Origin of the sequence: Micromonospora sp. KC723, from assembly GCF_004348595.1 — a bacterium.
Lineage (GTDB): Bacteria > Actinomycetota > Actinomycetes > Mycobacteriales > Micromonosporaceae > Micromonospora.
In genome coordinates this window covers 1-24,690 of the sequence record NZ_SMKD01000082.1, presented here as the reverse complement: position 1 = coordinate 24,690, position 24,690 = coordinate 1, and the positions used below count along the sequence as shown (strand labels likewise).

Here is a 24,690-nt window from a genome sequence, read left to right as displayed (position 1 = left end):
GGGCGGGGGTGCCCGGGGGCGCCGCGACGCCGACCAGGATCAGCTCCCCGTCGGCGACCTTGCGGGCCGGGTTGAGCAGCGCGACGTCCACACCGGGCAGCGCACCACCGGCGGCGTGCACCGCGTCGGCCACCCGGGCGCCGGCCGGCACCCGGACCAGGCCCGGACGACGGACCTTGCCGGCGACCGCGACGACCAGCTCACCGGTGGGACTCGTGGTCGCCTCGGGCACGGCGGGCGCCCCGGCCAGGGTCGACGTCTCGGGCAGGGCCGGTGCCGACGGCCGGAGCGGCTCGGCGTCCGGCCGGGACCGCCACGCCCAGAGGCCGGCGCCGAGCACCACCACCACGGCGACGGCGGCCAGCGCCCTTACGCCCCGACGGCCCGGATCGAACGCACCCGGCCCGGGAAGTCGGGAGACCGGCGGTGCGGGCACGACGTCGCCGCCGTCCGCCGGCGCGGCCGGGCCCTCGTCGGCCCGGACGGCGGGCCACCCGGCGACCGGGAACGATCCGCTTCCCGGGGGCTGTGTCGCACCCGCCCCCGTCGCCCGGATGCCCCGATCGTCTCCGGGGTGGGGCACCGGGACCGACGGCACCTCGGCCGGCTCCGCCGGGCCGGCCCCGACCAGCCGGAGCAGCCGCCGCCGCACCCTCGTCTCCTCGTCGTCCGCCACGACGGGAAGCTATCCGGTAGACCGTGGCCGGCACGGGGCCGCCATCTTCCGCTGTGGACAGCCGGGGGGCTCTGTGGACAACCGCCTGATCATGGCCCGATCTGGTACGGGCCGGTGGCTCAGTCCGCCGGATCGGCGCGGCGGTGGACCACCACGCTGGCCAGCCCGGGGCCGGCGTGCGCGGCGACCACGGCGCCGGCCTCCGAGACGTACGTGTCGTGCAGCCGTGCGCCGAAGCGGTCGGTGAGCGCCGCGACGAGCTGTTCGGCGCGCTGCGGCGCGGCGAGGTGGTGCACGCCCAGGTCGACGTCGGCGTCGTCGGCCGCCTCGACGGCGAGGTCCACCAGTCGGGCGAGGCCGCGGCTGGCCGTGCGCACCTTGTCCCGGAGCACGATCGCGCCGTCCGGCATGTGCATGATCGGTTTGACCGACAGGGCGGTGCCGAGCAGCGCCTCCGCCGCGTTGATCCGGCCGCCCCGGCGCAGGAACTCCAACGTGTCGACGTAGAAGAAGATGCTGGTGCGGGCGACGGCGGCCGTTGCCGCGTCGCGGACGGTGGCCAGGTCTGCGCCGGCCCGGGCGGCGGTGGCGGCGGCGAGCACCGGGAAGCCGAGGCCCATCCCGGTGGAGCGGCTGTCCACCACCGCTACCGAGTCGCCGACCTCGGCGGCGGCCAGCCGGGCGGCCTCGACGGTGCCGGAGAGTTCCGCCGACAGGTGCACCGAGACCACCCCGTCCGCGCCGCCGGCCAGCAGTTCCCGGTACGTCCGGACGAACTGCTCCGGCGCCGGGCGGGAGGTGCTGACGGAGACTCGCCGCCCGCCGAGCGCGCGGGTGGCGTCGGCCGGGAGGGTCTCCACCCCCTCCAGCCCTTCGGCGCCGTTGAGCACGACGGTCAACGGCACGACGGTGAGCCGGTGCGCCGACACCAGCTCGGGCGGGAGGTAGGCGGTGGAGTCGGTGACGACCGCGACGGGCATGCCCGGCACGCTAGCCCATGTCGGGGTCGACCGCCCGGGCCGGACGGCTCAGACGGGCTCGGCGAGCGCCGGCCGCGTGATCAGGCCGACATTGTGGGTACGCAGGTGCCAGCCCCGGGCGTCGCCGTGCCGCAGCTCCGTCCAGTGGCAGTTGCCCAGCGAGCCGACGGTGCGCATGACCCTGTGGTCCCAGCCGAGCAGGTAACCGACACCCTGCCGGGCGGCTCCGCCGTGGGTGGTCACCACCACGGTGCCACCGGCGGCGAGGTCGGCGGCGTCCTGGAACGCCGCGCCGAGCCGCTTGCCGAGGTCTTCGAGGGTTTCGATGCCGGCGCCGGGGTCGGGGTCACCGGCCCGCCAGCGGGCGTACTCGTCCGGGAACCGCTCGGCGGCCTCGGTGAGCAGCAGCCCCTGCCACTGGCCGAAGTGCCGCTCGCGCAGCCGGGCGTCGGTGCGTACCGGGAGGCCGGTGACCTCGGCGAGGGCGGCGGCGGTGTCCACGGCCCGGCGGAGGTCCGAGGCGACGATGACGTCGGGCCGCAGCCCGGCGAGCAGCGGCGCGGCGGTGCGCGCCTGTTCCCGGCCCAGGTCGTTGAGGGGCACGTCGGTCTGCCCCTGCACCCGGCCGGCGGCGTTCCAGTCGGTGTTGCCGTGCCGCCAGACGACCAGGCGGGTCATTCGGCGGCGGAGGCGTCGGCCTCGACCAGGTCCCGGTCGACGAACGGGACCTGTGGGCAGTCCTTCCAGAGCCGGTCGAGGGCGTAGAACTCGCGCTCCTCGGTGTGCTGCACGTGGATGACGATGTCGACGTAGTCGAGCAGCACCCACCGGCCTCCGCGTTCGCCCTCGCGGCGCACCGGCTTGGCCTTCTCGGGCAGCTCCAGCAGGCGCTCCTCGATGGCGTCGACGATGGCCAGCACCTGCCGCTCGTTGGGAGCGGAGGCGAGCAGGAACGCGTCGGTGATGGCGAGCTGGTCGCCCACGTCGATGATGACGATGTCCTGGGCCTTCTTGTCAGCCGCGGCCTGCGCGGCGGCCATCGCCAGCTCGTGAGCGCGTTCGGAAACTGTCACCGTTCTCCTTCGATCAACCGTGCGACCCTCCCAGCGTCTCACACCCGGCGGCGTGCCGACTCGTCAGTTCTGGTCGACTACGGGTACGAAGCACCCAAAACCGTCGAGATCACTGCCGATAGAGGCCACGTTTGGCGATGTACTGCACCACACCGTCGGGCACCAGGTACCAGACCGGCTCGCCCCGGGCCACCCGGTCGCGGCAGTCGGTGGAGGAGATCGCCATCGCCGGCACCTGCACCAGGCTCACCGTGTCGGCCGGCAGGTGCTTGCCGGAGAGCGTGAAGCCGGGCCGGGTGACCCCGATGAAGTGGGTCAGTTCGAGAACCTCGTCCAGATCCTTCCAGGACAGGATGCGCGCCAGCGCGTCCGCGCCGGTGATGAAGTACAACTGCACCTTCGGGCCGTACTGGGCGTGCAGGTCACGGAGGGTGTCGACGGTGTAGGTGGGGCCACCGCGGTCGATGTCGACGCGGCTGACCTGGAAGCGCGGGTTGGAGGCGGTGGCTATCACCGTCATGAGGTAGCGGTCCTCCGCCGGGGTGACCGGCTGGTCCGCCTTCTGCCAGGGCTGACCGGTCGGGACGAACACCACCTCGTCCAGGCCGAACCGGTCCGCCACCTCGCTGGCCGCCACGAGGTGCCCGTGGTGGATGGGATCGAAGGTGCCGCCCATGATCCCGACCCGCCGGCTTCGCTCCTCCATTCCATGATCGTAGGCCGCCCGCCCCCGCCGCCGGTTCGCGGTCCGTCGGGCGCCCACCGCCGTGGCGGGGGTTCCGGGCCGGGCGCCCGCCCCTTATGCTCGGACACGAGTATTCGTATACGAGCATCGAGGGGAGGTCGGCATGCCCCGACAACGCAGGGTCGGGAACCTGCTCGCCCTGGCCGTGCTCTCCGTCCTCACCCAACGGCCGATGCACCCGTACGAGATCGCCACGACGCTGCGCGCCTGGGGCAAGGACCAGGACATGGAGCTCAAGTGGGGTTCCTTCTACACGGTCGTGCGCAACATGGACCGGCACGGCCTGATCGCGGCCGTGCAGAGCGTCCGCGACGGCCGCCGTCCCGAGCGCACCGTCTACCGCATCACCGACTCCGGTCGGGAAGAGCTGGTCGACTGGGCCCGGGAACTGGTTGCCACCCCGAGCGCCGAGCACTCCCGGTTCCGCGCCGGCCTGTCGGTGCTCGCCGCCCTGCACCCTGACGAGGCGGTGACGCTGCTGCGGCAGCGACTGGCGCTGCTGGAGGAAGGAATCAGGGCCGGCCGTGACACGCTCGCCGAGCACCTGCGGACCGTGCCCCGGCTGTTTCTGGTCGAGTCGGACTACGACCTGACCGTCCGCGAGGCGGAAGCCGCCTGGATCCGCTCGCTGCTGGCCGAACTCACCTCCGGCGGCTACCCGGGCCTGGCCGAGTGGCGGGCCTACCACGAGGCCGGCCTGCCACCCACGGAGCCGACCGAGGCGCGGGGAAGGAGCAGCCCCAACCAGTGACAGGCGGCCCCGGCACGGTGCGCCAACACCGCGCCGGGGCCTGTTACCTCGAACCGCACCTGGACAGGTGCCCGGCCCGAAGCGGCAACCACGAGGATAGCCGGGCTCTCTCCAGGTCGGTTCGGACGCGACGACGACCGACCATCCCCAGGAGGGACACCATGACCACAGTGAGGACCGCGATCGTGATCGGCGGCGGAATCGCCGGCCCGGTCGCCGCGCTGGCGCTGCGCCGCGCGGGCATCACCGCCACCGTCTACGAGGCGTATCCGAGCACCACCGACGGCGTCGGCGGCGCCCTCGCGCTCGCGCCAAACGGCATCGCGGCCCTGCGCGCCGTCGCCGCGGACCAGGCCGTGACCGCGATCGCCACCCCGATCCACCGGACCGTGATGGCCGTCGGGCACCGGCGCGTCGATCTGCCGGCCCTGGAGGGTGTACCCCCGCTACGCGTGGTGCACCGCAGCCAGCTCCACCGCGTGCTGCACGACCTCGCCGCCGCCGAGGGTGTGCCTGTCGAGCACGGCAGGCGTCTGGTCGACGCGCAGGAGACGGAGGTCGGCATCACGGCCCGGTTCGCCGACGGCGGCACCGCCACCGCCGACGTCCTCGTCGGGGCCGACGGCGTCCACTCGACCGTACGCACCCTGATCGACCCCGACGCCCCCGGCCCACAATTCACCGGGCTGCTCGGCTTCGAGGCGGTCGCCCGGCACGAGGTCGACGTCGCACCGGGCACCATGACCTTCGCGTTCGGCCGGCGCGGCTACTACCTCTACTGGCCGGAGCCGGGCGGCGGCACCCGGTGGGGCGTCAACCTCCCCCAGGCCCGGCCGTTGGGTCTCCGCGAGGCCCGCGCGGTGCCCCCGGCCCACTGGATGCGGATCCTGCGGGCCGCCCACGCCGACGACGACCCCGGCCGCGACCTGTTGCTGACCAGTAGCGCCGACGAGCTCCAGGCCGTGGGCTCGTTGCACATCATGCCGCCGCTGCGGCACTGGCACCGGGGGCGCATGGTGCTGGTCGGTGACGCGGCGCACGCGCCCTCCAACAGTTCCGGCCAGGGTGCCTCGCTGGCCATCGAGAGTGCGGTGCAGTTGGCGCGCTGCCTGCGCGACCTGCCCGACGTCCGGTCGGCGTACGCCGCCTTCGACCGGTTGCGGCGCGACCGGGTGGAAAAGGTCGCCGCCCGGGCGGCGCGGATCAACCAGACCAAGGCCGCCGGCCCGGTCGCCCGCGCACTGCTGCCGGTGATGATGCCGCTACTGGTGAAGACCGCGATGAACCCGGAGAAGACGATCGGCCCGGAGCAGCGCTACGTCATCGACTGGGGCGCCCCGGTGACGGCGGGGCGGATCGACCGCTGAGCTGCCAGGTGGGGTGGGCGCCCCGGTCCGGGTGCCCACCCCACACGGTGGCCCACCGCTGCCCGCCGGGTCAGGCCGACGCGGCGGCGACCGCCGTCCGGGCCACCAGCGCGCGCCGCAGGTCGTCGTCGAGGTCGGTCACCCAGCGGCGCAGGCCGGGCGTGAGGTCGTCACGGGCCAGCAGCGCCGCGGCCAACTCCCGGGTGGACTGCGCCACGGCGTAGCGGGGAAAGGCCAGAGTGGTGATCCGGTCCGCCACCCACGGGGTACGCAGTCGGGCCGTGGCCGGCATGTCGGCGAAGTACCGCTCGACGTACGGTGCGGTCAGCTCGGCCTGCTCGGGCTGCCAGAAACCCTCCGCGGTGGCCTCCACCAGGCGGTTGGACAGCTCGGTACTGCGGGTGACGATCTCCCAGGCGGCCCGTTTGGCGTCGGCGTCCGGCAGCGCGGCCCGGCAGCGGGCGGCCCGCTCGGCCCCGACGGCGCTGCGGTCGACGGCCGCCTCGGCGGCGATCTCGGCCTCGCCGGCGCCGCCCAGCACCACCAGACGCAGCAGCAGCGCCCAGCGCAGGTCGGCGTCGACGGCCAACCCTTCCGGTACGCCGTGCCCGGCCAACCAGCCGATGAGCAGCCCGGTGTCGGTGGTGGCGGCGATCAGGCCCCGGGCGGCGGCGAGTTGCGTCGAACTGCCGGCCGGTGCTCCGGCGAGCAGGTCGGCGCACGCCCCGGCGACCCGCAGCAGGGCGGCGTCGCGGGCGAGCGGGTCGAGGTAGCGGTCGATGAGGCCAGGCTGAGCCCCAGCACCTCCTCCGCGATGACCACCTCGGTCTCGGCGGGCAGTGCCGCCGCGATCAGCGACACCAACGCGGGGACCGGCCGCTCCCCGTCACGGGCGGCGTCCAGCGCCTCGCCCCACAGCAGCGCCCGCGCCAGCGGGTCGGCCAACCCGGGCAGCACCGTCGGCACCGCGTCCGCGGAGGCCGGATCGAGACGGATCTTGGCGAAGGTCAGGTCACCGTCGTTGGGCAGCAACAGGCCGGTTGCCGGCTGGCCGACCAGCGCGCGCACCTCGGTACGGCCCCGGTCGGTGTCCGGGTCGAGGTCCAGCTCGACCCGGGTCACCGTCCCGTCGGCGGCGTACCGCCCGACGGCGATGCGGTGCGGGCGGAGCACCGGGTGCGACGTGGGTGCGGTCTGTGTCACGGCGACAGCCGTCCAGCAGCCGTCGGCGGCCACCGCCGTCTCCATCCGCAGTGTGTTGACCTGGGCCTGGCGCAGCCAGCGCTCCGCCCAGCCGCTGAGGTCCCGGCCGCTGGCGGCACCGAGGGCGGCGAGCAGGTCGGCCAGGGTGGCGTTGCCGAACCGGTGGGCGGCGAAGTGGGCGTTGAGCCCGGCGAGGAAGGCGTCGTCGCCGAGCCAGGCGACGAGCTGGCGGAGCACGCTGGCGCCCTTGGCGTACGAGATGCCGTCGAAGTTGAGCAGGCCCTGGGCGGCGTCGGCGACCTCCTCGGGGGCGACCGGGTGGGTCGACGGCCGCTGGTCGGCGGTGTAGCCCCACGCCTTGCGGCGGATCGCGAAGGTCGTCCAGGCCCGGTCGAAGCGGGTCGCCTCCGCGGCGACCCGGGTGCCGAGGTACTCGGCGAAGGACTCGTTGAGCCACAGGTCGTCCCACCAGCGCATGGTGACCAGGTCGCCGAACCACATGTGCGCCATCTCGTGGGCGATGGTGGTGGCGCGCAACTCCCGCTGGGTGTCGGTGACCGCCGAGCGGAAGACGTAGTCGTCGCGGAGGGTGACCAGGCCCGGGTTCTCCATCGCGCCGGCGTTGAACTCGGGCACGAACGCCTGGTCGTACTTGGCGAACGGATAACGCTCGGCGAAGAGCTGGTGGAACCGGTCCAGACACTGCTTCGTGACGGTGAACACCTCGTCGAGGTCGGCGTCCAGGTGCGCGGCGAGCGAGCGGCGGCAGTAGACCGCCAGCGGGATGCCGTCGTGCGAGTCGCGTCGGACGTGCCACGGGCCAGCGATCAGCGACACGAGGTAGGTGGCCAGCGGCGGGGTCGTGGCGAACTCCCAGCGCCCCGGGCGGGGGCGGGCGGCGAGTTGCCCGTTGGCCGCGACCGTCCACTGCGGAGGGGCGGTGACCGACAGCGTCACCGGCGCCTTCAGGTCCGGCTGGTCGAAGGCGGCGAAGATCCGCTGCACGTCGTCCAGGAAGGACATCGCGTAGAGGTAGGTCTCGCCGTCGGCCGGGTCGACGAAGCGGTGCATCCCCTCGCCGGTGTTCGAGTACGCCATCTCCGCGCTGACGGTGAGCGTGTTCTGCCCGGCCAGACCGGCCAACGGCAGCCGGTTCTCCGTCAGCGTACCCGGATCGAGGTCACGGTCGTTGAGGCGTACGCCGCGCAGGGCCGCGGGCTTGACCTCGACGAAGGTCGCGGTGCCGGGGGTGGCCCGGAACCGGATGGTGACGGTGGAGCCGAACCGGTCACCACCACCGGTCAGGTCGAGGTCCACTTCGTAGGACACCACGGTGATCAGTGCGCGACGCGCGGTCGCCTCTGCACGGGTAAGGCTGGGCATCCGCTTATCCTGCCGGACGGGGAGCCGGACGGGCTCTTCCGATACGCATGGCGATGGAGGACCAACAATGGGTCAGCACCCCAAGGGCGACTTCGACCTGTCCCGAGCGGTCTGGCAACGGGCCGAGGGCGACACCTCTGACAGCGCGGTCGAGGTGGCCTTCGTCGACGATCTGATCGGCATGCGCAACTCCGCCGAGCCGGACGGCCCGGTGCTGGTCTTCACCCAGGCCGAGTGGGACGCCTTCGTCGCGGGCGCCCGGGACGGCGAGTTCGACCTGGACTGAGCGGCCCGTCACCCGTCCCCCTCGCCCCAGCCCAGGCCACCTGGGCCCGGGGCGTGGTGGAAGCCGGGGTGGCCGGTCACGTCGGCGCAGCGCTCACCGTCGGGACCGACCGCGGCACAGAAGAGCCGCTCCGCCCGGTGCCAGGCGTCCGCCGGGGAGAGAGCCGCCGCGGCGAGCACCAGCTCCGGGCGGAGCAGGCTCAACGCCTCGGCGTACGCCACGGCCAACTCGCGGGCCTGCTCCGGCCCGTCGGCGGCGAAACCCAGGTGGGCGGTGAAGTGCCGGGGCGGCCTTGGCACCCGCCGGGGCGGCGCGACCAGCGGCGGATCCGTCGAATGCGGGCCGGCGCCACCGGCCCGGCCCATCGCCTCGGCCACCTTGCGCTGACGCCAGTACGGCGGCGTGTTCTCCCGCATCTGTCCTCCCCGTGGTGATCCGGCGGCCGCGGTCGCGGCCGGCCCGCTGACGAGGAAACCAGGTTCTCGGCACCCGGGGAGGGGCCAGCTGGCTGTGCCGTCGCGGGCCCACACCCCCGTACCGCAACCACGCCCGGAGGCCCCGGCCGAGGAATGTTCGCCCGGAACCGGGGTAGAACCGGCCAGGCCGCCCGGTTGTCGGCCACCCGTCACCGTGTCAGGAGAACCGATGGCCGCCACTCCCGCCGACCGCAGCCCGGAGAGCACTCTGGCCTTCCTGCGCGAGGGGTACCGGTTCATCAGCACCCGCTGCGAGCGCCTCGGCAGCGACATCTTCACCGCCCGGCTCCTACTGGAGCCGACCATCTGCCTACGCGGCCGGCCGGCGGCGGTGCTCTTCTACGACACCGAGCGCTTCCAGCGGGCCGGGGCGATGCCGAAGCGGGCGCAGCGGACGCTGACCGGCCGCGGCGGCGTGCAGGGGCTGGACGGGGACGCGCACCACGACCGCAAGGCCATGTTCCTGTCGTTCATGACACCGGCTGCGGTGCGCCAGCTCGGGCAGCTCTTCGCCGACGAGTGGCGGGCCCGGATCCCGACCTGGACGGCCGCCGGACGGGTGGTCCTGTACGACGAGGTGGCCCGCGTCCTCATGCGGACGGTCTGCGCCTGGGCCGGGGTGCCGCTGGCCGAGCGCGAGGTGGCCCGGCGTACCGGCGAGATGCACGCGATGATCACCAGCGCCGCGGCGATCGGCCCCCGGCACCTGCGCGGGCTGCTCGGTCGTCGCCGCGCCGAGCACTGGATCGGTGACCTGGTGGAGCGGACCCGGCTGGGTGCCCTTCCCGTGCCGGAGGGCAGCGCGCTGCGGGTCATCGCCGAGCACCGGGACGCGCGGGGGCGGCTGCTGCCCCGCCGGATCGCCGCGGTGGAGCTGCTCAACGTGCTGCGCCCGACCGTGGCCGTCGACCGGTACGTGGCCTTCGCCGCCCTCGCCCTGCACGACCACCCGGCCTGGGCCGAGCGGGTCCGCACCAGCGACGAGGCCACCGAGTGGTTCGTGCAGGAGGTCCGCCGCCACTACCCGTTCTTCCCGGTGGCCGCCGCCCGGGTCCGGCACGCCTTCGACTGGCAGGGCCACCACTTCCCGGCCGGCCGGCGGGTGCTGCTCGACCTGTACGGCACCAACCACCACCCACAGCTGTGGCCGGAGCCCGAGCGGTTCCGCCCGGAACGCTTCGCCGGCTGGCGCGACGACCCGTACGGCTTCGTCGCGCAGGGCGGCGGCGAGCACCTGGCCGGGCACCGCTGCGCCGGCGAGTGGGTCACCATCGAGCTGATGAAGCAGGCGGTGACCCTGCTGACCACCGCGATGCGTTACCGGATGCCGCCGCAGGACCTGGCGCTGGACCTGGGCCGGATGCCGACCCTGCCGCCCAGCGGTGTCGCCTTGGACGACGTGCGCCGCGCCGACTGACCGGAGGCTACCGGGCCACCTCGAGGCCGAGATCGGTGGCGGGCAACCTCACACCGGGTCCACGGCCGCCGCCTCCCCGATCGGCTCCGGCCGGAGGGGGATGCCGTCGCCCGGCGGAGGCGGTCGGTGCGTGGGCACGAAGACCGGGGGGGCCAGGCACCGCCGTAGCTAACCCGCACGCCCTCCCGGCCCGGTCGCCGACGTCCACGCCGCCCGGTCCGGAGAGGACGGCACCTGTACGCCGTGTCGCTCCGCGGCACCGGCACTGCTGTCGGTAGGCGGCGGTGTGCCCGGCGATCAGCTCGCCGGGTGCAGGACGCTGCGCAGGCAGGCGTCCTGCTTCTTCTCGAACAGTTCGTACCCGCGCACGCCGTCCTCCAGCGACATCGGGTGGGTGGCCAGGTAGCCGGGGTCTATCTCCCCGGTCGCGAGCCGGTCCAGCAGCATCGGGATGTAGCGCTGGGCGTGCATCTGCCCCATCCGCAACACCAGGGCCTTGTTCATCGCCGCGCCGAGCGGGAACTTGTCGACGAGTCCGCCGTAGACGCCGACGATGCTGACCGTCCCGCCCTTGCGGCAGGCCATGATCGCCTGGCGTACGGAGGTGGGGCGGTCGGTGGACAGCCGGGCGGTCTGCTTCGCCTTGTCGTACGCGTAGATCGGCCCGACGTCGTGCGCCTCCATCCCGACCGCCTCGATACAGGCGTCCGGGCCCCGGCCGGCGGTCATCTCCCGCAGCGCCTCCAGCACGTCGGTGTCGGCGTAGTTGACCGTCTCCACGCCGAGCCGGTCGGCGGCGGTGGCGAGCCGCTCCGGCAGCCGGTCGATGACGATGACCCGTTCGGCGCCGAGGATCTGCGCCGAACGGGCGGCCATCTGCCCGACCCCGCCCGCGCCCCAGACGGCGACGACCTCCCCGCCCTTGAGCCCACAGAAGTCCGCGGCCATCCAGCCGGTCGGCATGGCGTCGGAGGCGAAGACCACCGCGTCGTCGGGCACCCCCTCGGGAACCGTGAAGGCCCCGACGTCGCCGAACGGCACCCGGATGTACTCGGCGTGGCTGCCGGAGTAGCCACCGGCGGCGTGCGAGTACCCGAGGATGCCGGCCGGCGAGTGGCCCCAGAGCTTCTCGGTGAAGACGGGCTGGGGGTTGGAGTTGTCGCAGAGCGAGTACTGCTCGGTGCGGCAGTACCAGCAGCCGCCGCAGGCCACGACCGAGCCGACCACCACCCGGTCGCCGACCCGCAGCCGCCGCACGCCGGGCCCGGTCTCCACCACCTCGCCCATGAACTCGTGGCCGAGGATGTCCCCCTCCCGCATCGCCGGCAGGAAACCGTTGATCAGATGCAGGTCGGAGCCGCAGACACTGCTGGCCCGGACCTTGACGATGATGTCCCCCTCGGCCCGGATGCGGGGCTCGGGCACGTCCCGCACCGCCAGCTTGCCGACCCCTTCCCAGCAGAGCGCCCTCACGCCCGTCCTCCCGTCGTCAGCTTCTCCCGGAGCTGGTCGGTCACCGCTTCCTGCCTGTGGTCACGGCCGGACGGGTCCCGTCTGGTGTCGATCATCTGCCCGCACTCGATCAACGACTTGATCCGCCGCAGCGCGTCCCGAAGCCCCTGGTCGGGATCGTCACCACGGGTCAGGCCGAGCGCGCGGCGCAGCGGGCCACCGATCCGGTAGCGCAGCTCGGCGCGGATCTCGGTGCCCCGGTCCTGGGGCGCGGGCAGCAGGTCCACGTGCCCCTGCTGCGGGACCGGCCCCTCGTCGACCCGCCAGCTCAGCCGGCCCGGTCCGGTCACCGTGAGTTCGGCCCGCCACTCGCTGCCGCCGGCGGCCGCGTCGCTCGCCACGCAGCGCCACCGGTTGTCGTCGAGCTGATCGAGGGTGGCCCATCCGGCCAGGGCACGGTCCAGCCGCTCCCGGTCGGTCCAGAAGCCGACCACGGCGTCCATCGGCCGGTCCACGGTGATGCCGCGCCGTACCACGTACCAGCCGTCCTGCCGGTCCGGCTGGTGGCGACGCCGTCGCCGGGCAGCCATCGCGCCGACGCCGAGCGCGGTCACCGTGGTGGCGCCGAGCAGCGCCCACCTCGTTCCGTTGCTGGTCATCACGTCTCCTCCGCCCGGGTGTCCGGGGATGGACACCGGTAACCGAAGCGCTACCCCGGGAGAGTTCCCCGAAACGGACCGGTCTGGCCGGCACGAACGGCTCGCGGCCGTGCCCGGCGGACGCCGGGCACGGCCGCGAGCCGCGCGGTGTCCGGTTCCCTCAGTGCCGCACCTGGTCGCGGGACTGGCGCGCCTGGTCCTTCACGTCGTGGGCGGCCGACCTCGTGTCGTCCCTGACGGTCCGCACGGCGTCCTGCGCGGTGTCCCGTACCGCCTCGGTGGCCTGCCGCGCCGGCCCGCGCAGCTCGTCCCCGAGCTCGGTGGCGACCTCGCCGAGCTTCTCCTTCACCACGCCGCCGTGCTCGTCGGCCTTCTCCCTGACCTGGGTGGCCAACTCCTGCTCGCGGCGGCTCGCCGGGACCAGCGAGGAGACCAGCATGCCCACGCCGAACGCGATCACGCCGGCGGCCAGCGGACTACCCTCGGACCTCCGCCGGATCACCTGCTTCTGCTCGTGTCCGTACGTGGAGGTCGTGGGCGAGAGATCGTAGGTCATGGTTTCCCTTCCGCTCGGACTTCTGGTCGTGGTCGCGTGCTGGAAGATCGCCGACCGCCACGTCGGCACGACCTCAGCCCTACCCCTGGCTGTCGGGTCCATACCTGATTCGCCATTTCTCCGTTACCCGCTGTCGACTCGTCACAGAATGTGAGCAGTGTCCGGGCTACCGCCGGCGACGCTTCACGGAGGTGACAAGCGATGGCACGTGACGCGCGCCGGCGTGGCCAGGCCGGTCCCGGACGCCGGATCATGATGGTCGCCGCCGTGGTGGCGGGGGTCTTCGTCCTGGTCGGCGTGCTCGGCTTCGTCCCGGGCGTCACCACCGGGTACGGGGAGATGACCTTCGCCGGTCACCACTCGGGCGCGAAACTGCTCGGACTGTTCCAGGTGTCGATCCTGCACAACCTGCTGCACCTGATGTTCGGCCTGGTCGGGCTGGCGCTGGTCCGTACCGTCGGCGGTGCCCGGCTCTTCCTCGCCGGCGGCGGCGCTCTCTACCTCGGGCTGTGGATCTACGGCCTGGCCGTCGACCGGGAGAGCGCGGCCAACCTCATCCCGGTCAACGCCGCCGACAACTGGCTGCACCTGGCGCTGGGCTTCGGCATGCTCGCCCTCGGCCTGCTGCTCTTCAACGCCGCGGGCACCGGCGACCAGCTGGACACCCCGTTCGACCGCCCCTGAACCAGCGCACCCGAAGCGCCCGGCGTGTCCGGGTTTGATCGTTCTGCCGACAGGGCATCGGGTAGCTGACGGGTGATGGTGACGAGGAGGTCATGATGCCACGGTGGGTCCGGGACAACGCGCTGAGCGTGGTGATGCTCGGCGCGTTCGTCGTCTTCCTGGTGTTACAGAGCATCTTCGGCTGGCACACCTACAACGACGAACTGGCCGAGTACGGAGCCCGGCCGATCGGCTGGCTGGCGTACGTCGGCAGCGGGCACTTCGCCGAGTCCGTTTTCGAGAACTGGGAGTCGGAGTTCCTCCAGATGGGCGGCTACGTGCTGCTGACCGCGTACCTGACGCAACGGGGCTCGGCCGAGTCCAAGCCGCAGGGCCAAACCGACCGGCCGGCCGACGACGAACGCCGGGCCGGGCCGGACTCCCCCTGGCCGGTACGCCTGGGTGACCTGCCGCTGGTGCTGTACCGCAACAGCCTGTCCCTCGCCCTGCTGCTGATCTTCCTCGGCTCGTTCGTCGGCCACCTCCTCGGCGGCACCGCCGAGTACAACCAGCAGCAGGCGCTGTCCGCCGGGGCCCCGCCGATCAGCGTCTGGGACTTCCTCGGCACCAGCGAGTTCTGGTTCCAGTCCATGCAGAACTGGCAGAGCGAGTTCCTCGCCGTCGGGGCGCTGATCCTGCTGAGCATCTTCCTGCGTCAGCACGCCTCCCCGGAGTCCAAGCCGGTCACCGCCGCGCACGCCGAGACCGGGGCCTGAGCGCCGTCCCGCACGCCTCGCCGGCCGGAAGCGGCGGCACCGTCGAAGGCTCAGGCCGCGACCGGCAGGCGCTTGGCGAAACAGACGCTGTACGGGTTGTGCACGTACTCGCCGTAGAGCGGGATCGGCTCGTACCCGCAGGACGTGTAGAGACTGATCGCGGCCGGCAGGTAGACGCCGGTCTCCAGGCAGACCACCGAGTGTCCCCGCTGGAACGCCAACTCCTCCAGCGCGGTCAGCAACTGCCGGGCGATCCCCCGCCCCCGGTACGCCGGCCGGACGTACATCCGCTTGAGCTCGCCGGTGGTCGCGTCGAGGGCCTGGATGCCACCGCAGGCGACCGCGCGGCCGTCGGCGACCACCGCCAGGTAGCGGATGTCGTCGTGGGTCACGGTGACCTGGCCGTCCAAGCCCCCGTCAGCTTCCCGCAGCTCCCGCTGCTGGGCCGTGACCAGGGCGTCGATCTCGGGATCGGTGGCGGGACGGGACTCGATCAGCATGTGCCCACGCTATGCCGGGGTCGTTTCACGAAGGTTTCCGGTGAACGACCCCGACACGTCCGGAATCCGGCTACTCCCAGTCCTCGTCGTCGACCGGCTCCTGTGGCGCGGCCTCCAGCTCGTCGGCCGGCCGCTGCCGGCGTGCCTTGCGGGCGGCCAGCCGCTCGGCCGCCGCCGGACGGGTCGACTTCTCCTCCAGCCGGATGTCGGTGCCCCGGCTGCCCGGGACGAAGTCGACCCCGGCGTAGAGCGTCGGCTGCCAGTCGAACTCGCGGTCGCCGATGCGGACCAGGTCGCCCGGGTTGGCACCGGCCTTGGCCAGTTTCTCCTCCACCCCGAGCCGGGCCAGCCGGTCGGCGAGAAAGCCCACGGCCTCGTCGTTGTCGAAGTTGGTCTGCCGTACCCACCGCTCCGGCCGCACGCCGCGCACCGTGTACGAGCCGTCGGGCTCCTGCTCGATGGTGAAGCCGGCGTCGTCGACCGCCTTCGGCCGGATCACGATCCGGGTCGGCTCGGCCGGCGGCGCGGCGGCCCGGGACTGCTCCACCAGTTCGGCCATCGCGTAGGTGAGTTCCTTGAGGCCTTCCCGGGTGGCCGTGGAAACCTCGTAGACGCGAAAGCCACGTGCCTCCAGGTCGGGCCGGACGATCTCGGCGAGGTCACGTCCATCCGGCACGTCGATCTTGTTGAGGGCGACCAGCCGGGGCCGGTCGGCCAGCCCGCCGTACTCGGTCAGTTCGGCCTCGATGGTGTCGATGTCGGCCAGCGGGTCGCGGCCAGGCTCCAGCGTCGCCGTGTCGACCACGTGCACCAGCACGGCGCACCGCTCCACGTGGCGGAGGAACTCCAGGCCCAACCCCCTGCCGGTGGCCGCGCCGGGAATCAGACCCGGCACGTCGGCGACGGTGAAGGTGTGGTTGTCCACCCGGACCACGCCCAGGTTGGGCACCAGGGTGGTGAACGGGTAGTCGGCGATCTTCGGCTTGGCCGCGGAGATCACCGAGATCAGTGACGACTTGCCGGCCGACGGGAACCCGACCAGGCCGACGTCGGCGACGCTCTTGAGCTCGAGCACCACATCCAGTCGGTCACCGGGCTCGCCGAGTTCGGCGAAGCCGGGCGCCTTGCGCCGGGCGTTGGCCAGCGAGGCGTTGCCCCGCCCGCCGCGCCCGCCGCGGGCCGCCTCGAAGGTGGTGCCCGCCCCGACCAGGTCGGCCAGGACCGTGCCGTCGAGGGTCTGCACCACGGTGCCGTTGGGCACCTTGATCACGAGGTCGCGACCGTTGGCGCCGTCCCGGTTCGACCCGGCGCCTCCCTTGCCGTTCTCGGCCTTCAGGTGCGGGCGGAAGTGGAAGTCCAGCAGGGTGGTCACCTGCGGGTCGACCACCAGCGACACACTGCCGCCGTGCCCGCCGTCGCCGCCGTCCGGCCCGCCGAAGGGCTTGAACTTCTCCCGGTGGATCGAGACACAGCCGTGCCCGCCGTCGCCGGCCTGCAGGTGCAGGACGACCCGGTCAACGAACGTCGTCACGACGCCAATCCTTCCAGCGAGGTCCGCCCCCGCACGCGAAAAAGGCGAAGCGGGCCGGGACCGAAGGTCCACGGCCCGCTTCGCCGGACAACTACTGCTGGGGCACGATGCTGACGGTCTTGCGGCCGCGCTTGGTGCCGAACTGGACCGAGCCGGCGGCCAGCGCGAAGAGCGTGTCGTCGCCACCACGGCCGACCAGGTCACCGGGGTGGAACTTGGTGCCACGCTGCCGGATGATGATCTCACCCGCGCTGACGACCTGACCACCGAAGCGCTTCACGCCGAGCCGCTGGGCCGCGGAGTCACGGCCGTTACGCGAGCTGGACGCACCCTTTTTGTGAGCCATTGGAGGACGACCTACTTCCCGCTGGAGATGCCGGTCACCTTGACCTGGGTCAACGGCTGGCGGTGACCCTGGCGCTTGTGGTAGCCGGTCTTGTTCTTGAACTTGTGGATCCGGATCTTCGGGCCCTTGGTGTGCGCGGCGATCTCGCCGGACACCGCGACCTCGGCAAGCTTCGCCGCGTCGGTCACCAGGTCGTCACCGTCGACGAGGAGCACCGCGGTGAGCTTCACCGCGTCGCCGGGGGCGCCGGCGAGCTTCTCGACCTCGATCACGTCGCCCTCGGCGACCTTGTACTGCTTGCCGCCGGTCTTGACGATCGCGTACATCGGAGGCGGACTCCCTGTCGTTGAGGCTGCTAGCGTCTTTCCCACCGTTACCGGTCGGTTGTTCCCACGGCAACTCGCCGGGCAGCAGTGACACCGGCGGCGCGGGCACGCGGGAACTCGGCACACCAAAGTGCGCCGCAGGAAAGAGTACGCCATGAACGGGCCGAGACCCAAACCGGCCCCGCCCGGTCAGCGCCCGCAGAGCTGGTCGAGGCGCTGCTGGAGGCGGTCCAGCTCGGTCTCGTCGATCGACTCGACGTCGGCACCGAGCCTGCCCACCTCGGCTGCCAGGTCGGCGAGCAGGGTCTTCAGCTGCGGATCGGTGGCCCGGGCGGACTGCTGCCGCAACGCGGTACGCCAGGTGGTCAGCGCCGACTCCGCCCGCTGACGGGCGGTCCGCGCCCCGGTGCTGTCGCTCGCGCCCACCGCCGCGATCATCTTGCCCAGTTCCTCGACGTACGTACGCACCGCGGAGGAGGCGGCCGCCTCGGCCTCAGCGCAGACCTGGGGGCCGTTGCCACCGGCCGGCGCGACGCTGACCGGAGCGGACGGCAGCAGCGTGGCGGGGGCCGACGGCCGGGCCGCGACGGTGCTGCCGGACCTGCCGGGAGGGGCGTCGTCGGCCCGATCGCCGGAGCAGCCGGAGCCGGTGAGCAGGACGGTGGTCACCACGGTGGCGGTGAGCAGGCGGCGCATACGTCTTCTCCTGTCCGGGGGGACCGATCGTAAGACCGAACCCGAACGACGCGACAGGCCCCTGCCCCGGCAGCACGCCGGCGCAGGGGCCCTGTGAACGTCGTCAGCAGGTCACGGGCGGGTACGCCGACGGGCGCCCGCCCTCCGGGACCGACGCCGGCCGGCGCCACCCTCGCCGTCGGTGTCGCCGTCGCCCAGCGCGTCCGGGTCGTCCGCGCCGGCCAGCCGCGCCGACTCACCCTCCTGGGCGTCGGCGACCGCCGGCGCGGCCCCGGTGTCCGCCTCGTACCGGGTCAGGTCGTAGCCCATGGTGTCGTGGTACTCGGAGTCGGTGTCCGGGCCGGCGACCTCGGGGGCGTCCGTCGTCTCCACCACCGCCCGCTCGGCCGGCGCGCCCTTGCGGGCACGCCGCCGGGACGACGCGGCGGGCTGCTCGACCGACGTGGGGGCCACCGCCGAGGCGACCGCCCTGACCTTCTCCCCCGTGCCGCCGGAGCGAGGCTTCTCCGGCACCGGCTCGGTGTGGACGATCAGGCCGCGGCCCTTGCAGCACTCGCAGGTCTCGCTGAACGCCTCCAGCAGGCCCGCGCCGATGCGCTTGCGGGTCATCTGCACCAGGCCCAGCGAGGTGATCTCGGTGACCTGGTGCTTGGTCCGGTCCCGGCCGAGACACTCGGTCAGCCGGCGCAACACCAGCTCGCGGTTCGACTCCAGCACCATGTCGATGAAGTCGATGACCACGATGCCGCCGATGTCACGCAGCCGGAGCTGGCGCACGATCTCCTCGGCCGCCTCCAGGTTGTTGCGGGTGACCGTCTCCTCCAGGTTGCCCCCGGAACCGGTGTACTTGCCGGTGTTGACGTCGATGACGGTCATCGCCTCGGTGCGGTCGATCACCAGCGAGCCGCCGGAGGGGAGGAAGACCTTGCGGTCCAGGCCCTTGATGATCTGCTCGTCGATCCGGTACTCGGCGAAGACGTCGGCCGCGCCGACGTGCCGGCGCAGCCGGGCGACCAAATCCGGTGAGACGTGCGACAGGTACGACTCGACCATGTCGTACGACTGGGCGCCCTCGATGACCAGCTCGCGGAAGTCCTCGTTGAACAGGTCCCGGACCACCCGGATGACCAGGTCCGGCTCCTCGTAGAGCAGCACCGGGGCGCCACCCTCGGCGGCCTTGGCCTGGATGTCCTCCCACTGCGCCTGCAGCCGCTTGACGTCGCGGGCCAGCTCGTCCTCGCTGGCGCCCTCGGCGGCCGTCCGGACGATCACCCCGGCGCCGTCCGGCACCAACTTCTTCAGCACGTCACGCAGCCGCTTGCGCTCGGTGTCGGGCAGCTTGCGACTGATCCCGGAGGCGTTGCCGTTGGGCACGTAGACCAGGTGCCGGCCGGAGAGCGCGATGTGGCTGGTCAGCCGGGCACCCTTGTGCCCGATCGGGTCCTTGGTGACCTGGACCAGCACCGAGTCGCCGGAACGCAACGCCTGCTCGATCGAGCGGGCCCGGCCCTCCAGTCCGGTGGTGTCCCAGTTGACCTCGCCGGCGTACAGCACGGCGTTACGACCGCGCCCGATGTCGACGAAGGCCGCCTCCATGCTGGGCAGGACGTTCTGCACCTTGCCCAGGTAGACGTTGCCGGCCATGGTGCCGGAGGAGTTGCGCGTGACGTAGTGCTCGACCAGCACACCGTCCTCGAGGACGGCGATCTGGGTACGGTCGCCGCGCTGGCGGACCGCCATCACCCGGTCGACCGCCTCCCGGCGGGCCAGAAACTCCGACTCGCTCAGGATCGGCGGACGGGTACGCCGCTGCTCGCGGCCGTCCCGGCGGCGCTGACGCTTGGCCTCCAGCCGGGTCGAGCCGGAGACGCCCTGCACCTCGTCGACGGCCTTGCGCGGCTCACGGATCTTGACGACGGTCGGCACGCCGTCGTCGGCGCCCGCCTCGACGTCACCGGCGCCGCGACGGCGCCGACGGCGCCGACGGCGGGTCATCCCGTCGCCCTCGCCCTCCTCGTCGGCCTCCTCGGCCTCACCCGTCTCGTCCTCGGCCTGGGCGGCCTCCTCGGCCTCCTCCTCGTCGGCCTCCTCGGCGCCGCCCTTGCCGCGACCGCGGCCCCGGCGACCGCGGCGGCGACGGCGACGGCCGGCGGCGGTCTCGTCGTCGTCCTCGTCCTCGGCGTCCACGGCCTCGTCCGCCTCGGCGGTGGGCTCCTCCTCGACGACCTCGACGACCTCGACGACCTCGGCCTCCCGGCGGCCCCGGCGGCGTCGGCGCCCGGTCTCGGCCGGCTCCTCCTCGACGACCTCGGCGGCCGGGCCGGGCTCGACCAGGCGGAAGACCGGCAGTTCCTCCGGCTGCGGGGCCATGAACAGGACGGTCGGCGCGGAGAGCGCGGCCCGCCGGCGGCGGGTACGCGGCGCCGGCTCCGCCGGCTGCTCGCCGCCGGGCACCGCGACGCCCGGCGGGACCTCGCCCGCCCGACTCTCGGCGCCGGACGCGGCGACGACCGGCACGGCGGCGCCGGAGTCGGTGGCGGCGGGCTCGGTGGCCTCCGACTCAACGGCCGCCTCGGGTGCGACCTTCTCCTCGTCGGTGGCTTCCTCGTCGACGACGGTGGGCTCGGTCGGTGCCGCCGCCTCGACGGGCGGCTCCTCCTCGGCGGCGAGTGCGGCGTCGTCGGCCGACGGGGTGGGCTCGGCGGCAGCCTCGACCACCGGTTCGGCGACCTTGCGGCGGCGCGTACGGGTCGCCTTCACCGGGGGTACGACCTCGGCCTGGCCATCCTGCGGGTCGGCCGCCACGACGTGCTCCGCCGCCTTGGCCGGTGCCGCCTTACGCCGGCGACGGGTGGTCTTGGGGGCGGTGTCCAGTTCCCCGGCGACCGGGGCGAGCACCTCGGCGTGGTGTGCCTCGTCGGTGCCGGACGCGACGGTGGGCGACGCCTCGGCGGGGGCGCCAACCTGCTCCGGCTGGTTCAGCGGGGCCACCTTGCGCCGGGTGACGCGTCGACGCTTCGGCGCCTCGGCAGGCGCCTCGGGCGGGGTGGCCTCCGGGTTGCCGGCGGTGGTGCTCTCGGCGGTGTCGCCGGCCGGCTGCGTGCCGGGCCGTTCGCCGCCCTCGGGCTCGTTCTCGAGCATGGACGTTCTCCAGTTCTGGCTGCCCCGGGCGCGGGTGAGCGCTGCCACGCAGGGTCGCCGCAAAAGTGTTTCCGCCGGACGCGCGAGGTACGCGACCGCCGAAGTCTGCCTGCCCAGAGCACTGACCGACGGTCAGCGCCCTCCGATGGATGCCCCGTCGCGGTCCGCGTCCAACGGATCCACGATCGCGCCCTGCGCGGTCAGCGTGCCCTGCGCCAGCCGGGTCACTCTGGGCGAAACCGGCGGCTCCAGGTCGGCCGCCACGCGGAGGCCGGAAAGGACGTCATCGGGCCGTACGGACGGGGTGACCTGCCGTACGACCAGTTCAAGTATCGCACACGACACGCCCGGAGCCTCGGAAGGCGTCGCCACAGGGGGGATCAGATCGATGCTCATCACCGCCGCGCGCGCGTCGAAGGTCCGCCGCCCCTGCTTGGTCATCCGCTCGACGAGAACCTCCTCGGCGGCGGTGAACGCGGCCACCGCCCGTTCCAGCGCGGCTGGTTCCACCTCGGGCAGCTCGATCCGCCAGTGCGAGGCCTCGATCCGGTCGGCCAGGCTGCCACCCTGGGCCACCACCGCGTCGAGCACGTCCAGGCCGGGCGAGAGCGCGGCGTCCAGCGCGGCCCGCAGCTGCTCCGGGTCGACCGGCTCACGCAGGCCGATCTCCAGGTACTCGGCCTCGCTGGCCACGCCGGTCGGGGCAGCGCTGGCGTACGAGATCTTGGGGTGTGGGGTGAAGCCCTGGGAGAAGGCGATGGGTACGCCGGCACGGCGCAACGCCCGCTCGAAGGCCCGGGCGAAGTCCCGGTGCGAGGTGAAGCGCAGCGGGCCGCGCTTGGCGTACCGGATCCGGACGCGCTGGACGACCGGCGCCTGCCCGCCCTCCGGCTGTGGTTTCCTGCTGATCGTCGTGCTCCTCGTTCGGTCAGAACCGGTTGATCATGAGTTACCGGCGGCGACACGCCGTGCCGGAGACGATAACTTCATGATCACCGGGCGGGGGCGGGCGGCGCGCGGACGATGCGGCGCGAGCCCGCTCCGGGGTCACTGCGGGGCAGCGGTGGGGACCTTCAGGCCGTTGACCGGAGTGAGCGGGAGCAGCTTCCGCCCGGTCGGACCGATCTGGATCTCGGTGTCCATGGACGGGCACACGCCGCAGTCGAAGCACGGGGTCCAGCGGCAGTCGTCCTGCTCGTACTCGACGAGGGCGTCCTGCCAGTCCTGCCAGAGCCAGTCCTTGTCCAGGCCGGAGTCGAGATGGTCCCAGGGCAGGACCTCCAGCTCGTCGCGCTCCCGAATGGTGTACCAGTCCAGGTCGACCCCGAAAGCCGGCAACACCTCGGCGGCGGCGTCCACCCAGCGCTGGTACGAGAAGTGCTCGCTCCAGCCGTCGAACCGGCCGCCGTTCTCCCACACCCGGCGGATCACCGCGCCGACCCGCCGGTCACCCCGGGACAGCAGGCCCTCGATCAGCGACGGCTCGCCGTCGTGGTAGCGGAAGCCGATCGCCCGGCCCAGCGAGCGGTCCGCGTTGATCGCCTGCTTGAGCAGCTTGAGCCGGTGGTCGATCACCTCCGGGCGCTCCATCGAGGCCCACTGGAACGGGGTGTGCGGTTTCGGCACGAAACCACCGATGGAGACCGTGCAGCGGATGTCCTTGCTGCCGGTGGCGGCCCGGCCCGCCCTGATCACCTCGTGCGCCATGTCCGCGATCTCCAGGACGTCGGCGTCGGTCTCGGTGGGCAGGCCGCACATGAAGTACAGCTTCACCTGCCGCCAGCCGTTGGTGTACGCGGTGACGACGGTGCGGATCAGGTCTTCCTTCGACACCATCTTGTTGATGACCTTGCGGATCCGTTCCGAGCCGCCCTCCGGGGCGAAGGTCAGACCGGTACGCCGGCCGTTGCGGGACAACTCCTGCGCGAGGTCGATGTTGAAGGCGTCCACCCGGGTCGACGGCAGCGACAGCGAGACGTTCGTGCCCTCGTACTGCTGGGCCAGGCCGGAGCACATGTCGCCGATCTCCGAGTGGTCGGCCGACGACAGCGACAGCAGACCCACCTCGTGGAAGCCGGAGAACTCCAACCCCTGCTGCACCATCTGCCCCACGGTGGTGATCGACCGCTCCCGCACCGGGCGGGTGATCATGCCGGCCTGGCAGAACCGGCAGCCCCGGGTGCAGCCCCGGAAGATCTCCACCGCGTACCGCTCGTGCACCGTCTCGGCCAGCGGCACCAGCGGCTTCTTCGGGTACGGCCAGGCGTCCAGGTCCATCGTGGTGCGCTTGTGCACCCGGAACGGCACGTCCGGGCGGTTCGGCACGATTCGCTGGATCCGGCCGTCGGGCAGGTAGTCCACGTCGTAGAAACGCGGCACGTAGACGCTCTCGGTGCGGGCCAGCCGCAGCAGCAGCTCGTCCCGGCCCCCGGGCGAGCCCTCGGCCTTCCACTCCCGGACGATCGTGGTGATCTCCAGGACCGCCTCCTCACCGTCGCCGAGCACCGCGGCGTCGACGAAGTCGGCGATCGGCTCCGGGTTGAACGCGGCGTGGCCGCCGGCCACGATCACCGGGTCGGCGTCGGTGCGGTCCGCGGCGAGCAGCGGGATGCCGGCCAGGTCGATCGCGGTGAGCAGGTTGGTGTAACCCAGCTCGGTGGAGAACGAGACGCCGAACACGTCGAAGTCGCGTACCGGGCGGTGCGCGTCGACGGTGAACTGCGGCACCCCGTGGGCGCGCATCAGCTTCTCCAGGTCCGGCCAGACCGCGTACGTCCGCTCGGCGAGCACGTCGGGCAGTTCGTTGAGCACCTCGTAGAGGATCTGCACACCCTGGTTGGGCAGGCCCACCTCGTACGCGTCGGGGTACATCAGCGCCCAGCGCACGGCCGCCGTGTCCCAGTCCTTGACCACCGCACCCAGCTCGCCACCGACGTACTGGATGGGCTTGGTCACCTGGGGCAGCAGCGGCTCCAGCCGGGGCCAGACCGAATTGGCCGCGGCGGGGCGCGGCGTCGTGGACGGGACACTCATGATGCCCAAGGGTACGCGCCTCCCGGTCGGGCACCGCGCCGCACCGTCCACGCCCTTCGGCCCGGGGTGTGCCGGGCCACACCGGTGACGCGGATCGCGGTGCCTGGCGGCCCGGTACTAACCTCGCTAGCGGCGCGAGAGGAGATTGCCGCGATGCCGCAGCCGCAGCCGGGTCCGGACCGGCCGGCCGAGGGAAGCACGCCGGTCACCGACCCGGACCAGGAACCGGCCGTCACCGGTCCGGACCGGGACCCGGTCGTCACCGGCTCCGACCCCACAGCCACCGGCAAGCCCGAGCCCGCCACCGCGCCGGCCCCGGCCACGCCGGACCGCACCCGGGTCGAGGCCGTCCCACCGCCGGACCGCACCCGGGTCGAGGCCGATGCGCCACGCGACCGCACCCGGGTGGACCACGAGCCGCCGCCCGCGCCGCGCTGGAGCGGGTCCGCCGCGGTCCCGCCCCCGCTGCCGCGCCGACGCGCCTGGGGCGAGTCGGCCGACTCCACCCCGGTACCGCCGGCGGCTCCCACGGAGCCGCCGGAGCACCGCACACCGGTGGACCCGTGGGCGGGCGTGGACACCGGAACCTGGGAGCTTGACGACCACCACGTCCCCCCGCCGCCACCGACCCTGTCCTACCCGGCGGTGCCGGAC

General features: G+C 73.0%; 23 protein-coding genes and 2 pseudogenes. 7 read left to right on the top strand and 18 right to left on the bottom strand.

The window, feature by feature from the left end; genetic code table 11:
* The 5 genes from E1165_RS18530 to nadD form a co-directional block, all read right to left on the bottom strand.
* Window positions 1-676, bottom strand: a 676-nt coding sequence (locus E1165_RS18530) for an SLBB domain-containing protein (protein ID WP_132393066.1), incomplete at its 3' end; no start/stop codon positions are given.
* Between the two features lie 119 nt (window positions 677-795).
* Complete coding sequence (locus E1165_RS18525; protein WP_132393065.1) at window positions 796-1,656, bottom strand: DegV family protein; 861 nt, start codon at window positions 1,654-1,656, stop codon at window positions 796-798.
* Between the two features lie 48 nt (window positions 1,657-1,704).
* Complete coding sequence (locus E1165_RS18520) at window positions 1,705-2,334, bottom strand: histidine phosphatase family protein (protein WP_132393064.1); 630 nt, start codon at window positions 2,332-2,334, stop codon at window positions 1,705-1,707.
* Window positions 2,331-2,729 (bottom strand): ribosome silencing factor, encoded by a 399-nt coding sequence (gene rsfS, locus E1165_RS18515; protein ID WP_132393063.1) that lies wholly within the window; start codon window positions 2,727-2,729, stop codon window positions 2,331-2,333. Before rsfS ends, E1165_RS18520 begins: the two co-directional genes overlap by 4 nt.
* A gap of 109 nt (window positions 2,730-2,838) precedes the next feature.
* Window positions 2,839-3,435 (bottom strand): nicotinate-nucleotide adenylyltransferase, encoded by a 597-nt coding sequence (gene nadD / locus E1165_RS18510; RefSeq protein WP_132393062.1) that lies wholly within the window; start codon window positions 3,433-3,435, stop codon window positions 2,839-2,841.
* A gap of 142 nt (window positions 3,436-3,577) precedes the next feature.
* Between nadD and E1165_RS18505 the strand changes: the two genes are divergently transcribed.
* Window positions 3,578-4,225 (top strand): PadR family transcriptional regulator, encoded by a 648-nt coding sequence (locus E1165_RS18505; protein ID WP_132393061.1) that lies wholly within the window; start codon window positions 3,578-3,580, stop codon window positions 4,223-4,225.
* 161 nt (window positions 4,226-4,386) lie between these two features.
* Window positions 4,387-5,592 (top strand): FAD-dependent monooxygenase, encoded by a 1,206-nt coding sequence (locus E1165_RS18500; RefSeq protein ID WP_132393060.1) that lies wholly within the window; start codon window positions 4,387-4,389, stop codon window positions 5,590-5,592.
* Between the two features lie 70 nt (window positions 5,593-5,662).
* Here the strand turns inward: E1165_RS18500 and pepN are convergent.
* A pseudogene (pepN, locus tag E1165_RS18495) lies at window positions 5,663-8,178 on the bottom strand (aminopeptidase N).
* Window positions 8,179-8,245: 67 nt separating this feature from the next.
* Here pepN and E1165_RS18490 point away from each other — a divergent pair.
* Window positions 8,246-8,464 (top strand): DUF397 domain-containing protein, encoded by a 219-nt coding sequence (locus E1165_RS18490; protein ID WP_132182299.1) that lies wholly within the window; start codon window positions 8,246-8,248, stop codon window positions 8,462-8,464.
* An 8-nt stretch (window positions 8,465-8,472) separates the two neighbouring features.
* Here the strand turns inward: E1165_RS18490 and E1165_RS18485 are convergent, their stop codons facing one another.
* On the bottom strand, window positions 8,473-8,880 hold the full coding sequence (locus E1165_RS18485) for a hypothetical protein (protein WP_132393059.1): 408 nt from the start codon (window positions 8,878-8,880) through the stop codon (window positions 8,473-8,475).
* Window positions 8,881-9,109: 229 nt separating this feature from the next.
* On the opposite strand from E1165_RS18485, the gene E1165_RS18480 reads away from it, so the two are divergent.
* Window positions 9,110-10,357, top strand: a complete 1,248-nt coding sequence (locus E1165_RS18480) for a cytochrome P450 (RefSeq protein ID WP_132393058.1) — start codon at window positions 9,110-9,112, stop codon at window positions 10,355-10,357.
* A gap of 297 nt (window positions 10,358-10,654) precedes the next feature.
* Here E1165_RS18480 and E1165_RS18475 read toward each other — a convergent pair whose 3' ends face one another.
* From E1165_RS18475 to E1165_RS18465, 3 genes are all read right to left on the bottom strand, one after another.
* Window positions 10,655-11,830 (bottom strand): zinc-dependent alcohol dehydrogenase, encoded by a 1,176-nt coding sequence (locus E1165_RS18475; RefSeq protein WP_132393057.1) that lies wholly within the window; start codon window positions 11,828-11,830, stop codon window positions 10,655-10,657.
* Window positions 11,827-12,468: a cyclase gene (locus E1165_RS18470; RefSeq protein ID WP_132393056.1), complete on the bottom strand. Its 642-nt coding sequence runs from the start codon at window positions 12,466-12,468 to the stop codon at window positions 11,827-11,829. Before E1165_RS18470 ends, E1165_RS18475 begins: the two co-directional genes overlap by 4 nt.
* Window positions 12,469-12,628: 160 nt before the next feature.
* Window positions 12,629-13,024, bottom strand: coding sequence for a hypothetical protein (locus E1165_RS18465; RefSeq protein WP_243704858.1), 396 nt, complete (start codon window positions 13,022-13,024; stop codon window positions 12,629-12,631).
* A gap of 201 nt (window positions 13,025-13,225) precedes the next feature.
* Here E1165_RS18465 and E1165_RS18460 point away from each other — a divergent pair, with 201 nt between their 5' ends.
* Window positions 13,226-13,708 carry a DUF4383 domain-containing protein gene (locus E1165_RS18460; protein WP_132393055.1) on the top strand — a complete coding sequence of 161 codons (483 nt, stop codon included), beginning with the start codon at window positions 13,226-13,228 and terminating at the stop codon, window positions 13,706-13,708.
* Between the two features lie 95 nt (window positions 13,709-13,803).
* Entirely contained in the window at window positions 13,804-14,463 is a 660-nt protein-coding gene (locus E1165_RS18455) for a DUF6766 family protein (RefSeq protein WP_132393054.1), read from the top strand.
* 50 nt (window positions 14,464-14,513) lie between these two features.
* Here E1165_RS18455 and E1165_RS18450 read toward each other — a convergent pair whose 3' ends face one another.
* The 8 genes from E1165_RS18450 to E1165_RS18415 form a co-directional block, all read right to left on the bottom strand.
* A complete protein-coding gene (locus tag E1165_RS18450; RefSeq protein WP_132393053.1) occupies window positions 14,514-14,963 on the bottom strand; it encodes a GNAT family N-acetyltransferase in 450 nt (149 codons plus the stop codon).
* A gap of 70 nt (window positions 14,964-15,033) precedes the next feature.
* On the bottom strand, window positions 15,034-16,494 hold the full coding sequence (gene obgE / locus E1165_RS18445; protein WP_132393052.1) for a GTPase ObgE: 1,461 nt from the start codon (window positions 16,492-16,494) through the stop codon (window positions 15,034-15,036).
* Between the two features lie 91 nt (window positions 16,495-16,585).
* Complete coding sequence (rpmA, locus tag E1165_RS18440) at window positions 16,586-16,840, bottom strand: 50S ribosomal protein L27 (RefSeq protein WP_132393051.1); 255 nt, start codon at window positions 16,838-16,840, stop codon at window positions 16,586-16,588.
* Window positions 16,841-16,851: 11 nt separating this feature from the next.
* Window positions 16,852-17,166 (bottom strand): 50S ribosomal protein L21, encoded by a 315-nt coding sequence (rplU, locus tag E1165_RS18435; protein WP_088982529.1) that lies wholly within the window; start codon window positions 17,164-17,166, stop codon window positions 16,852-16,854.
* 189 nt (window positions 17,167-17,355) lie between these two features.
* Entirely contained in the window at window positions 17,356-17,862 is a 507-nt protein-coding gene (locus E1165_RS18430; protein WP_132393050.1) for a hypothetical protein, read from the bottom strand.
* Between the two features lie 111 nt (window positions 17,863-17,973).
* On the bottom strand, window positions 17,974-21,003 hold the full coding sequence (locus E1165_RS18425) for an Rne/Rng family ribonuclease (protein ID WP_132393049.1): 3,030 nt from the start codon (window positions 21,001-21,003) through the stop codon (window positions 17,974-17,976).
* 132 nt (window positions 21,004-21,135) lie between these two features.
* On the bottom strand, window positions 21,136-21,855 hold the full coding sequence (locus E1165_RS18420) for a TIGR03936 family radical SAM-associated protein (protein ID WP_132393048.1): 720 nt from the start codon (window positions 21,853-21,855) through the stop codon (window positions 21,136-21,138).
* Window positions 21,856-22,050: 195 nt separating this feature from the next.
* A complete protein-coding gene (locus E1165_RS18415; RefSeq protein WP_132393047.1) occupies window positions 22,051-24,036 on the bottom strand; it encodes a TIGR03960 family B12-binding radical SAM protein in 1,986 nt (661 codons plus the stop codon).
* A gap of 153 nt (window positions 24,037-24,189) precedes the next feature.
* On the opposite strand from E1165_RS18415, the pseudogene E1165_RS18410 reads away from it, so the two are divergent.
* Window positions 24,190-24,690: pseudogene (locus tag E1165_RS18410) on the top strand (hypothetical protein); the annotation flags it as partial.